The organism is Mycetocola sp. TRD_SC_2 (assembly GCF_055361225.1).
The window spans coordinates 2,379,692-2,391,656 of record NZ_CM143954.1 but is presented as its reverse complement, the minus strand read 5'-3'; the positions used below and the strand labels follow the sequence as shown (position 1 = coordinate 2,391,656).

Sequence of the window (11,965 nt, the reverse complement as noted above, 5' to 3'; positions counted from 1 at the left end):
TAGTGTCGTTCCCATGACGACGCCTGTTGTGCTTCTGGTCGACCCGATTCCCGCGGATGCCGCTGGCACCGTCCGGGAGGACTCCTTCCGGTTCGCGGAAGCAACCGACCCCATCCTCTCGGCGTTCGACGCGGGGGCGGGGCGGGGCGACGGCATCTTTGAGACGATCGGCGTGAATGACGGCCGAGCGCGTGGCGTCGATGCGCACCTGGACCGCTTTGCGGCATCCGCGTCGAAACTCGACCTGCCCCAGCCGAATCTCCCGCAGTGGCGCGGCGCGATCGACCGTGTGCTCGGGGTGCTACCCGACACAGGCCAGGCGTCGATCCGGCTCGTTCTCACCCGGGGGACCGGTTCGGGCACTCCGACGTGCTGGGTGACCGGCACGATCGTCGATGGCGACTTTCCCGAGCGGACCCGTGGCATCCGTGTCGTCACCCTCAGTCGCGGCTATGCGAATGATGTGGGGGAGCACGCACCGTGGCTGCTCGTCGGCGCGAAGACCCTGTCGTACGCAGTCAACATGGCGGCGCTGCGCGAAGCGAAACGGCGGGGTGCAGACGACGCTGTTTTCGTGTCGACCGACGGTTTTGCGCTCGAAGGGCCGACGTCGTCGCTTCTCCTCCGGCAGGGCAACACGATCGTGACGCCCGCGATCCAGCACGGAATCCTCGCCGGAACGACCCAGGCGGACCTGTTCGACATCCTCACCGCCGAGGGGTTCACGTGTGAGTCGCGTCGAATCGAGACTCGCGAGCTGCTGCGATCGGATGCCGCGTGGCTCGTCTCCAGCGTGCGGCTCGCGGCTCCGATCACCGCCGTCGACGGCTCGGATGTCGCGACCGACCCCGAGCTCACCGCCCGCATGAACGCTGCGCTGCTCGGCTGACCCGCTCGCGGTCGTGTTCGGCTGCGCGCGTGCATTGCTCGGCCACTTGTGGCTGGACCCGGCCCTGCTCGGCCGCTTTTGGCTGAAAATCCTCGACCGGAGCGACCGGAATCGACCGAGCAAGCGATCCCGGCTCACGGATGCCGCGGCATCCGCTCGCGCGCCCGTGCTGCACCTGCCAGCGCGGTGTGCGCGTCAGGAGTCCATCGTGTGCACGAGCTCGTCGATGAACGCCGTGAAGTCGGTCGACCGCCGCACGATCCGCTGCACGTCCTCGCGTTCGGAGAACACCTCGACGAACTGGTCGAACACGCGCTGGAAGTTCGCCCGCTCACTCGCGCTGAAGGCGATGAGCGCAACGACGTTCACCCGGTTCTCGCCCCACGGCATGCTCGACTCGTTCACGGCGATCGCGATCGACGTGCTGCGCGCCGTCATCTCCATGGCGTGCGGGACAGCGAGCGAATCGGTGAACGCTGTCGACGACATCCGTTCGCGTTCGATCGCCCCGTCGACGTAGTCCTCGTCGATGATGCCGCGCGCGACCATGAGGTCGCCGAGTCGCCGGATCATCGCCGCCTCGCTCGACGCGGTCTCGTTGCGGAGGAACAACGACGCGTCGAAGTACTGCAGCACCTCATCCTTGATGAGCGCACGGCGGTGCACCCGGCGGATCCGGCTGACGACCTGCCGTACGCGGTCGGCGTCGCCCTGGGTGAAGAACGGCTGGATGACGAGAACTCTCTCGTCGGGCACCGGCGGTTCGATCGTCGTCAGCACGATGTCGGCGTCGAGGTCGGCCCAGACCACATCGGAGCGCGTCACCACCCGCACCACCTCGATCGCGTCACCGAGCATGAGCGTCACCCGGTCACGCAGCAGCAGGTGCATGTCGTAGTAGTTCGGGCAGACGAGAACACAGCGCAGCACCTCATCCGACCGGGACTGCTGCTGTTGCAGGTGCGCCCCGACGTGCATCGCGATATACGCGATCTCGTCATCGTTGATCTCCACCGCGCCGTGCTGCTGCAACCTGCTGGCGATGTAGACGGCGAGCTCATAGATCATCGGATACGACGTCTTGATCGACCTGGCCATCGGGTTCCGGGAGTACGAGTGCTCGTGCGCCCGACGCAGCAGGTTCTGCACGTGCAGGGTGAGACGCGTGATGAAGTCCTCATCGGACAGGTCGACGAGGTACTCCTCGCCCGCGTTCTTCACGATGCTCCGCACGACATCGAGGTCGGCCCGGTTGAGGTACCCGGGGTCGGCGGCGTCCGGCGCCCGCATCACCGCCCGCGTGGTGAGCAGGTAGGAGAGGTAGTCGATGTCTGCGGCGCCGAGAGCCGTGTCGAAGTGGCGCGCGATGAGCGCCGACAGGTCAGAGGGGATGCCGTCGGCCGGCTCCGCGGCGGCAGCGGCGGTCTCCGGGACGTGACGGTCCTTCGACACCCGGTCGACGGCGATCGCGATGTGGAGGAGGACGTTGTCGATTCCGTAGTCGTTGAGCGAGTAGTTGCGCTCGGTGAGCATGTCGATGAGCGCTGTCTTGAATTCGCTGAGGCTCTGGAACGAGAACTCACGCTGGATCGCCTCGAGCTCGATCATGCCGCGCTCCGTCTCTTCGCGGAACATCCGCGACAGCAGCCGCCGCCTGGCGAGTTCCGTCCCGGTAAGCGCGACCGTGCCGCCACGCCTTGTGAGTGAGAGCTCGGCTTCGGAGAGCAGCAGGCGCACCCGGGCGAGGTCGGACTCGACCGTCGACTCCGACACGTGCAGGCTGTCGGCTAGGTCGAAGACGTCGAGCCCGTCCGGGCTGTCGACGAGCCGGCGCACGATGCCATACAGCCGGTCCCGCGGCGTCTCCGTCACATCGACGACGGCCGCTGACCGGAACGCGGCGTAGGCATCCGCGTCGACGCGATAGCCGTTCGGTCCCGCCTCCACCACGGGCTGACCGGCAGCGCGTGCCTTGATGGCGGTGACATAGCTGCGGATGCTGCGTGGCGTCACCCCGAGGACGTCGGCGAGTTCACCCGCTGTCACCCAGGTGCCCGCGCGCGAAAGGTAGGCAAGGATCCTGTCCTGTCGATCGCGGGTCATGGTGCGCTCTCCTTCTGTCACCGGCGCTGAAGCTCGTGCCGGCGGTGCGTCCATGTCGAGTCAACCATCGAAAGGGCGGCGCCGGTGGAGGAAACGGTTGCTTTCCGGGGAGGCGGAAGAGTTCATGGTGGCAGTCGGGCGGAGTTCAGCGGGAGAATCGGGGCAGCCCGCGAGCAGCAGCGGGATCAAGGACTGTTCGGGACGGCAATGGAGGCGGATCGATGAGAATCCTCGTGGTGTGTGGCGCAGGCGCGTCGAGTACCTTCGTCGCCCGTCGCATCCGCACGTCTGCCACCTCCCGGTCCCTGCCCGTGACGGCGGAGGCGTGCCCTCTCGATTCGATGCCCGAACGACTGCCGGGTTCGGACGTCGTGCTGCTCGGCCCGCACCTCGGGGATCGCCTCGACGACGTCCGCCGCAGCGCCGACTCCGCCGGAGTCGCCGTCGCGGTGCTTCCGGCCACCATCTTCTCGTCGCCATCCGGCGACGAAGCCCTCGACCTCGCCCTGGAAGCTGCAGGGGCGTTGTCGATGCAGGGGGAATCACAACGCAGCGACGGAGGACCCACCCATGGTTGAACGCACCGTTCGAATCGGATCGAGCCACGGGCTGCATGCGCGGCCCGCGAAACTCTTCACCCAGGCCGCGAGTGCATCAGGGTCGAAGGTCACCATCGCCAAGGGCAGCGGCAAGCCCGTGAACGCCGCGAGCATCCTCGGGGTGATCTCGCTCGGCGTCAACCACGGTGACTACGTCACCCTGACCGCAGATGGCGACAACGCCGAGACCGTTCTCGACGAGCTCGTCGAACTCCTGGTGACCGACCATGACGAGTGAGCCCGAGCGCACCCTCACCGGGACCGGCATTGGCCAGGGCGTGGCCGTCGGTGTTGTCGCACGCATGTCAGACCCACTCCCCGAACCGGCCGATACCCCGAGCGCGCGAACTCAGGCCGAGGAATCGGAGAGGGCGCGGGCATCCCTCGGCGTCGTCGCGAGGGAACTCGAAGCTCGAGGACAGTCCGCCGGTGGTGCCGCAAAGGACGTTCTCGAAGCCCAGGCCATGATGGCCGAGGACCCGATGCTCTCCGACGCGATCGACGAAGCGCTCGCCGCAGGAAAGACGGCGGAACGCGCCGTGTTCGAGGCGTTCGGGTCTTTCCGTGACCAGCTCGTCGCCATGGGCGGTTATCTCGCTGAACGCGCCGCCGACCTCGACGACGTGTCGCAGCGGGTCATCGCGGACCTCGGGGGAGTGGCCGCGCCCGGCGTGCCCAACCCGGAGCATCCGTTCATTCTCGTCGCCCGCGACCTCGCACCCGCCGACACCGCCATGCTCGATCTTGACAAGGTTCTCGGCCTCGTCACGAGCGACGGCGGCCCCACCTCACACACCGCGATCCTCGCCCGCGAGAAGTCCATCGTCGCCGTCGTCGGCGCAGCGGATGCCACGGGGCTGGCCGAAGGAACCCGCGTCATCATCGACGCCCCCGCCGGCGTCGTGATCGCGGACCCGAGCGATGAGCAGATCGCAGATGCCGAACGTCGCATCGCCGAACGTCAGGCTGCCGCTGTTGCGCCGGTCACACCGGGAGCGCTCGCCGACGGCACAGCCATTCCGCTGCTCGCGAACCTCGGTTCGTCCGCCGGCGCACAGGCGGCGGCCGATGCCGGAGCCGAAGGCGTCGGGCTGTTCCGCACCGAATTCCTCTTCCTCGACGCCGGTGGCTCGGCCCCAACCGTCGAGCAACAGAAGGAGCACTACACGCGGCTGCTCGAGGCGTTCGGCGGCAAGAAGGTTGTCGTTCGCGTCCTCGATGCCGGTGCAGACAAGCCACTCCAGTTCCTGAACGACGCTCACGAGGAGAATCCCGCCCTCGGTCTGCGTGGTCTCCGCGCACTCCGCGCGAGTGAAGACATCCTCCGGGAGCAGCTCACGGCGCTCGCCGAGGCGGATGCCGCGACGGACGCCGAACTCTGGGTGATGGCCCCGATGGTCTCGACCGTCGAGGAGACACAGTACTTCGTCGCGCTCGCCCGCGAATTCGGCATCAAGACCGCCGGAGTCATGGTCGAGGTTCCGTCGCTCGCTCTCCTCGCAGACAAGGTCGCGGCCGAGAGCGACTTCGCGTCGATCGGAACGAACGACCTCACGCAGTACACGCTCGCCGCCGACCGCATGCTCGGTTCCGTCGCGGCGTTCCAGGATCCGTGGCATCCTGCCGTGCTTCGCCTTGTCGGTGAGGTCGGCGCGGCTGGCGCAGCAGCGGGTAAACCCGTCGGGATCTGCGGCGAGGCTGCGGCAGACCCACTGCTCGCTGTCGTGCTCGTCGGGCTGGGAGCCACCAGCCTCTCCATGTCCACCCCGGCGCTCGTCGACGTCCGGGCTTCCCTCCTGAAATTCACTCTCGACGAGGCTCGACACCTCGCCGGCATCGCACTGGCCGCCGACGGGGCGGCCGAATCCCGCGCAGCGGTTGCCGCCGCTGCACTCACCCTGAAAGAGGCACGATCATGACGACGACGTCTACCCCCAACAAGCCGGGAGGTGCCCGGGTCCGCGTCCAGCGGTTCGGCACGTTCCTCTCCGGAATGGTGATGCCCAACATCGCAGCGTTCATTGCGTGGGGCCTCATCACCGCGTTCTTCATCGCCACCGGCTGGATGCCCAACGGCATCCTCGGCGGCTTCGGCGACGCGGATGTCATCGGCTGGCAGGGCGCGGCCACGACTCTCGCCCAGACCGATGAGGGCGTCACCTTTACCCAGTACGTCGGACTGGTCGGGCCGATGATCACCTATCTGCTCCCGCTCCTCATTGCGAACACCGGTGGCCGGATGATTTACGGCGAACGCGGTGGTGTGGTCGGAACGATCGCGACAATGGGTGTCATCGTCGGATCCTCGATCCCGATGTTCATCGGTGCGATGATCATGGGCCCGCTGGCCGCGTGGCTGATGAAGAAGGTCGACAGTATCTGGGACGGCAAGATCAAAGCCGGATTCGAGATGCTCGTCAACAACTTCTCCGCCGGTATTCTCGGTGCCATCCTTTCGGTTGTCGCGTTCTTCGGCATCGCCCCGATCATCACAACGCTGAGCTCCTGGCTTGAGGCGGCGGTCAACTGGCTCGTGAGCCTGTCGCTCCTCCCGCTCGTGAGCATCTTCGTTGAGCCGGGCAAGATCCTGTTCCTCAACAACGCGATCAACCACGGCGTCTTCACCCCGCTCGGTGTGCAGCAGGTGGAAGAAAGCGGAAAGAGCATTTTGTTCCTGATCGAGGCCAACCCCGGCCCCGGGCTCGGAATCCTCCTCGCCTACTCGTTCTTCGGACTCGGCATCGCCCGTGCGAGCGCCCCCGGGGCGATCATCATCCACTTCTTCGGCGGAATCCACGAGATCTACTTCCCGTACGTGCTGATGAAGCCGGCTCTCCTCCTCGCCGTCATCGCGGGTGGAATGTCCGGTGTCGCCACCAACGTGCTGTTCTCGAGCGGACTGCGTGCGCCGGCGTCCCCCGGAAGCATCATCGCCGTGCTGATCCAGACGGCGAACGACAGCTACCTCGGTGTGATCCTCTCGGTTCTTGTCGCGACCGCCGTGTCATTCCTCGTCGCCGCGATCATCCTGCGGGCATCACGCAAGCGTGACCTCGCTGCAGGCAACGCCGGTGACATGAGCGCCGCTGTCGCAGCCACCGAGGCGAACAAGGGCAAACAGAGCAGCGTGCTCGGCGGCCTCGTCAACGAGGGAACCACCGACACGGGTTCCGCGGGAGGCACCGCAACGACGACGCTCGTCAAGAACATCGTCTTCGCCTGCGACGCGGGAATGGGCTCGAGCGCGATGGGAGCATCCGTCCTGCGCAACAAGATCAAGAAGGCGGGGGTCGACGGCATCACGGTGACCAACCAGGCCATTGCGAACCTCACCGGCGACGCGGACCTCGTGATCACACACCAGGACCTGACCGACCGGGCGCGAGAGAAGTCGCCGAACTCGCAGCACGTCTCCGTCGACAACTTCATGAACAGCCCGAAGTACGATGACGTGGTCGAGATCGTCAAGCGCAACAACCAGGGGGGAACAGCATGACCGGAAATATCCTGACCGTCGACAACATCAAGGCAAAGGGGTCGGCCACAACGAGGGACGACGCCATCCGCGAAGCCGGAGAGCTCCTTGTCTCCGCGGGCGCGGTGAAGCCCGGGTACGTCGACGCCATGCTCGAACGCGAGGGATCCGTCTCCACCTACATGGGGAACTACCTCGCCATCCCGCACGGCACCAACGAGGCGAAGGACACGATCACCCGGTCGGCGCTCTCGATCGTGAGGTACGCCGAACCGATCGACTGGAACGGTGACGAGGTTCGCTTCGCCGTCGGCATCGCCGGACTCAACAACGAGCACCTGGAGATCCTCTCGAAGATCGCCATCGTGTTCTCAGACGAGGACGAGGTCCAGAAGCTCCTCAACGCGTCAGACGCGAACGAACTGTTCGCGCTGCTCGAGGAGGTCAACGCAGAATGAAAGCCGTTCACTTCGGCGCAGGCAACATCGGTCGCGGATTCGTCGGCCTGCTGCTTCACGACGCCGGCTACGAGGTTGTCTTCGCCGATGTGAACGCGGAGCTCATCGACGCGCTCGATGCGGCACCGAGCTATGACGTGCACGAGGTCGGTGAGGGTGGCCAGGTCCGCACCGTCACCGGCTTCCGTGCGATCAACAGCGCCAGCTCCGAAAACGAATTGATCTCCGAGATCCAGACGGCCGACGTCGTCACGACGGCCGTCGGCCCGAACATCCTGCGATTCGTCGCCCCGGTGATCGCCCGGGCACTCGCCCTGCGCGATTCCGGGCTTCCGCCACTCGCGGTCATGGCGTGTGAAAACGCCATCAACGCGACCGACGTGCTCAAGACCGAGGTGCAGGCAAGCGTTGCGCCGGAGGAGTGGGAGGCGCTGAGCCCCCGCGCGATCTTCGCCAACACGGCCGTCGATCGCATCGTCCCCGGCCAGGCGGGTTCAGCGGGGATCGACGTCACGGTCGAGACCTTCTACGAGTGGGTCATCGAGTCCGGCCCGTTCGGAGCGAACGCGCCGGACATCCCCGGCGCGACATTTGTCGACGCGCTCGGCCCGTACATCGAGCGGAAGCTCTTCACCGTCAACACCGGGCACGCCACCGCTGCGTACTACGGGTTCGCTGCAGGGATCGACAGGATCTCCGACGCGCTCGCCACGCCCCAGGTCGCGGATGCGGTCCGCCTGGTCCTCGAGGAAACGAGCGCGCTCCTCGTGGTCAAGCACGGCATCGACGCTGAGACGCAGGCCGCATACCGGGAGAAGATCCTCGGGCGGTTCGCCAACCCGCACCTGCCCGACACCGTACAGCGGGTCGGCCGGCAGCCGCTCCGCAAGCTGTCACGGAGCGAACGGTTCATCGGCCCGGCCGCGGAACTCGCCGAACGGGGGATGGGACACAGCGCCCTCCTCGACGCCATCGGGCAGGCGCTGCGCTTCGACGTGGCCGACGATGAGCAGAGTGCCGAAATGCGGCAGCTGCTGGCAGAACTCGACGCTCCGGCGTTTGTGGAGCGCGTCACCGGACTGGCGCCGGAGCATCCGTTGTTCGGTGAAATCGTCGACGTGGTGTCGAAGGCCAGAGCGTGAGAATCGATTGGCGAATCTGCGCCAATTAACATAGGATTGTCCGTTGGTGCTTTGTGCACGCTTTCTGTGTGTTCTCCAAACGGAGCAAGCAGCACCACAATCCATCCGCACGACCAGTGCGACCTACTTTGAGCGACAGTGAGTGTATGGCCAAAAAAGACGGTGTCATTGAGATCGAAGGCGCAGTAGTCGAAGCTCTGCCCAACGCGATGTTTCGCGTTGAGCTGACCAACGGCCACCGCGTTCTTGCCACGATTAGCGGCAAGATGCGTCAGCACTACATCCGCATCCTCCCCGAGGACCGCGTGATCGTTGAGCTCAGCCCATACGATCTGACCCGCGGCCGGATCGTTTACCGCTACAAGTAGGACGCGCTGTAAGTAACGGCCTCTATGCCCATACCGGGCATGCAGGCACGACGACAGCGAAAAGAGAGAATCACATGAAGGTCAACCCCAGCGTCAAGAAGATTTGTGACAAGTGCAAGGTCATTCGTCGCAACGGACGCGTCATGGTCATCTGCGACAACCCGCGCCACAAGCAGCGCCAGGGTTGATCACCCCGGACGCGCAGCGTTCGGAGTGATCAAGATCGAGTGTTCCGGGCACGCTTGCCCGGAACGTATCGAGATCTGATCTCGATAACTCACCGCACGACCAGCAACAACATATTCGGCAGTTCCAGATCTCATTCGAGTGACACCTCGGGTCGGAGGCCCGGGCACAGGAACTGCTCCACACCTCCACTAACTCCTAGGAGAAGCCACCATGGCACGTCTCGCCGGCGTAGATATTCCCCGCGATAAGCGCGTGGAAATCGCACTGACGTACATTTACGGTGTTGGACGCACGCGGTCTGTACAGACCCTCGCGGACACCGGAATTGACGGAAACATCCGCGTGAAGGACCTCAGCGACGACCAGCTGATCCAGCTCCGCGACTACATCGAAGGCAACTACAAGGTGGAGGGTGACCTCCGCCGTGAGGTTCAGGCCGACATCCGCCGCAAGGTCGAAATCGGAAGCTACGAGGGCATTCGCCACCGTCGCGGCCTGCCCGTCCGTGGTCAGCGCACCAAGACCAACGCTCGTACCCGCAAGGGCCCGAAGCGCACCGTAGCCGGCAAGAAGAAGGCTCGCTAGGCCATCGGCCTCGAGTCTCGCCAGAAGAATTTAGGAGTAATCAATGGCTGCACCCAAGTCGGCTGCTCGCAAGCCGCGTAAGAAAGAAAAGAAGAACATCGCAGTGGGCCAGGCCCACATCAAGTCGACGTTCAACAACACCATCGTCTCGATCACGGACCCCACGGGCGCCGTCATCAGCTGGGCTTCCTCCGGTGGAGTGGGCTTCAAGGGTTCGCGTAAGTCGACCCCGTTCGCCGCTCAGCTCGCCGCAGAATCGGCAGCACGCCAGGCGCAGGAACACGGCATGAAGAAGGTTGACGTCTTCGTCAAGGGACCCGGCTCCGGCCGCGAGACCGCGATCCGTTCACTTCAGGCTGCTGGCCTCGAAGTCGGTTCGATCAACGACGTCACCCCGCAGGCGCACAACGGCTGCCGTCCGCCCAAGCGTCGCCGCGTCTAAATCTCTACTCATGGTCGATTGAGCAGTGCCTGGCAGGCACTGCTCAATCGACCGTTGACGACACAACTTCATACCTCGCCATTGCAAGTGTCATATAGCGGACACTTAGCCGAAAGGAACACATAGTGCTTATTGCACAGCGCCCAACGCTCACCGAAGAGAACATCTCAGAGTTCCGCAGCCGGTTCGTGATTGAGCCACTGGAGCCTGGCTTCGGTTACACCCTCGGTAACTCACTTCGCCGCACCCTGCTTTCTTCCATCCCGGGCGCTGCTGTAACCAGCATCCGCATCGATGGCGTACTGCACGAGTTCAGCACCATCCCCGGTGTGAAGGAAGATGCAACCGAGATCATCCTGAACATCAAGGGCCTCGTTGTCTCGAGCGAGCACGACGAGCCGATCACCGCTTACCTCCGTAAGACCGGTGCCGGCCAGGTTACCGCCGCAGACATCTCGGCTCCTGCCGGTGTCGAGGTGCACAACCCGGAACTCGTCATCGCCACCCTGAACGACAAGGCGAAGTTCGAACTTGAACTGACGATCGAGCGTGGCCGTGGCTACGTTTCCGCCACGCAGAACCGCAACGAGTTCTCCGAGGCCGGCCAGATCCCGATCGACTCGATCTACTCACCCGTTCTCAAGGTCACCTACCGCGTCGAGGCAACTCGTGCCGGTGAGCGCACCGACTTCGACCGCCTGGTCGTCGATGTCGAGACGAAGGCGGCCATCACGCCGCGCGACGCCATCGCCTCCGCCGGTAAGACCCTCGTTGAACTGTTCGGCCTCGCCCGCGAGCTCAACAACGCCGCTGAAGGCATCGAGATCGGCCCCGCGCCGGTCGACGCTGTGCTCTCCAGTGAACTGTCGATCCCGATCGAAGACCTGGACCTCTCAGTTCGGTCATACAACTGCCTCAAGCGCGAGGGCATCAACACGGTGTCCGAGCTCGTCGCCCTGAGCGAGACGCAGCTGATGAACATCCGCAACTTCGGCCAGAAGTCGGTCGATGAGGTTCGCGACAAGCTCGTGGAAATGGGCCTCTCGCTCAAGGATTCGGTTCCCGGATTCGACGGCGCCCACTTCTACTCGGGTTACGAAGACGAGACAAGCAACTAAGGCTCGTCCTCGACGCCTTTTCATTATTGACACTGGAGATTAACGACAATGCCTACTCCCACTAAAGGCCCCCGCCTCGGAGGCGGCCCAGCGCACGAGCGTCTCATGCTCGCCAACCTGGCCGCAGCCCTGTTCACCCACAAGAGCATCAAGACGACCGAGACGAAGGCCAAGCGCCTCCGTCCGATCGCCGAGCGCCTCATCACCTTCGCGAAGCGTGGAGACCTCCACGCCCGTCGTCGCGTCATGCGAATCATCGGAGACACCTCGGTCGTCCACGAGCTCTTCACCGAAATCGCGCCCCTGGTCGCCGAGCGTGAGGGTGGATACACCCGCATCACGAAGCTTGGTTTCCGCAAGGGTGACAACGCATCGATGGTTCAGATCGAACTGGTTCTCGAGCCCGTCACCCCCAAGGTGAAGAAGTCGAAGACCACCACGGAGAAGGCTGCACCGGTCGTCGCCGAGGAGACCGCGGCTGACGAAGCTGTCGTCGAAGAAGCCCCTGAGGCCGAGGCTGTTGAAGCCGACACCGAAGCTGCTGACGCCGAGAAGGCCGAAGACAAGTAGGCATTTCGCGATCAGCGAAGCCCCCGG

Annotated in this window: 14 protein-coding genes; 13 read left to right on the top strand and 1 reads right to left on the bottom strand. The window is 64.7% G+C overall.

Going from position 1 to position 11,965, the window contains the following annotated elements; all coding sequences use genetic code 11:
• The first annotated feature begins 13 nt into the window (after positions 1-13).
• Complete coding sequence (locus tag ACWA1Q_RS11485) at positions 14-889, top strand: aminodeoxychorismate lyase (RefSeq protein WP_463757498.1); 876 nt, start codon at positions 14-16, stop codon at positions 887-889.
• A 195-nt stretch (positions 890-1,084) separates the two neighbouring features.
• On the opposite strand, the gene ACWA1Q_RS11480 is transcribed toward ACWA1Q_RS11485, so the two are convergent.
• Positions 1,085-2,992, bottom strand: a complete 1,908-nt coding sequence (locus ACWA1Q_RS11480) for a BglG family transcription antiterminator (protein ID WP_463757495.1) — start codon at positions 2,990-2,992, stop codon at positions 1,085-1,087.
• A gap of 221 nt (positions 2,993-3,213) precedes the next feature.
• Here ACWA1Q_RS11480 and ACWA1Q_RS11475 point away from each other — a divergent pair, with 221 nt between their 5' ends.
• The 12 genes from ACWA1Q_RS11475 (at position 3,214) to rplQ (ending at position 11,938) form a co-directional block, all read left to right on the top strand.
• Positions 3,214-3,570, top strand: coding sequence for a PTS sugar transporter (locus tag ACWA1Q_RS11475; RefSeq protein ID WP_463757493.1), 357 nt, complete (start codon positions 3,214-3,216; stop codon positions 3,568-3,570).
• Positions 3,563-3,829 carry an HPr family phosphocarrier protein gene (locus ACWA1Q_RS11470; RefSeq protein ID WP_463757491.1) on the top strand — a complete coding sequence of 89 codons (267 nt, stop codon included), beginning with the start codon at positions 3,563-3,565 and terminating at the stop codon, positions 3,827-3,829. Before ACWA1Q_RS11475 ends, ACWA1Q_RS11470 begins: the two co-directional genes overlap by 8 nt.
• Positions 3,830-3,893: 64 nt before the next feature.
• The gene (gene ptsP, locus ACWA1Q_RS11465) at positions 3,894-5,510 is read left to right on the top strand and encodes a phosphoenolpyruvate--protein phosphotransferase (RefSeq protein WP_463760854.1); all 1,617 of its coding nucleotides are present in this window, start codon (positions 3,894-3,896) and stop codon (positions 5,508-5,510) included.
• Positions 5,507-7,087: a PTS mannitol transporter subunit IICB gene (locus ACWA1Q_RS11460; RefSeq protein ID WP_463757489.1), complete on the top strand. Its 1,581-nt coding sequence runs from the start codon at positions 5,507-5,509 to the stop codon at positions 7,085-7,087. Before ptsP ends, ACWA1Q_RS11460 begins: the two co-directional genes overlap by 4 nt.
• Positions 7,084-7,524: a PTS sugar transporter subunit IIA gene (locus ACWA1Q_RS11455; protein ID WP_463757487.1), complete on the top strand. Its 441-nt coding sequence runs from the start codon at positions 7,084-7,086 to the stop codon at positions 7,522-7,524. The genes ACWA1Q_RS11460 and ACWA1Q_RS11455 overlap by 4 nt, the downstream gene beginning before the upstream one ends.
• Positions 7,521-8,666, top strand: coding sequence for a mannitol-1-phosphate 5-dehydrogenase (locus ACWA1Q_RS11450; protein ID WP_463757485.1), 1,146 nt, complete (start codon positions 7,521-7,523; stop codon positions 8,664-8,666). Before ACWA1Q_RS11455 ends, ACWA1Q_RS11450 begins: the two co-directional genes overlap by 4 nt.
• 146 nt (positions 8,667-8,812) lie before the next feature.
• A complete protein-coding gene (gene infA / locus ACWA1Q_RS11445) occupies positions 8,813-9,034 on the top strand; it encodes a translation initiation factor IF-1 (RefSeq protein WP_111720612.1) in 222 nt (73 codons plus the stop codon).
• A gap of 74 nt (positions 9,035-9,108) precedes the next feature.
• Complete coding sequence (rpmJ, locus tag ACWA1Q_RS11440) at positions 9,109-9,222, top strand: 50S ribosomal protein L36 (protein ID WP_090712353.1); 114 nt, start codon at positions 9,109-9,111, stop codon at positions 9,220-9,222.
• Positions 9,223-9,433: 211 nt separating this feature from the next.
• Positions 9,434-9,808: a 30S ribosomal protein S13 gene (gene rpsM, locus ACWA1Q_RS11435; protein WP_121672449.1), complete on the top strand. Its 375-nt coding sequence runs from the start codon at positions 9,434-9,436 to the stop codon at positions 9,806-9,808.
• A gap of 43 nt (positions 9,809-9,851) precedes the next feature.
• The gene (rpsK, locus tag ACWA1Q_RS11430) at positions 9,852-10,250 is read left to right on the top strand and encodes a 30S ribosomal protein S11 (RefSeq protein WP_121672450.1); all 399 of its coding nucleotides are present in this window, start codon (positions 9,852-9,854) and stop codon (positions 10,248-10,250) included.
• A gap of 125 nt (positions 10,251-10,375) precedes the next feature.
• Entirely contained in the window at positions 10,376-11,368 is a 993-nt protein-coding gene (locus ACWA1Q_RS11425) for a DNA-directed RNA polymerase subunit alpha (protein ID WP_463757483.1), read from the top strand.
• A gap of 48 nt (positions 11,369-11,416) precedes the next feature.
• Positions 11,417-11,938: a 50S ribosomal protein L17 gene (gene rplQ / locus ACWA1Q_RS11420; protein ID WP_463757481.1), complete on the top strand. Its 522-nt coding sequence runs from the start codon at positions 11,417-11,419 to the stop codon at positions 11,936-11,938.
• Positions 11,939-11,965: the final 27 nt, after the last annotated feature.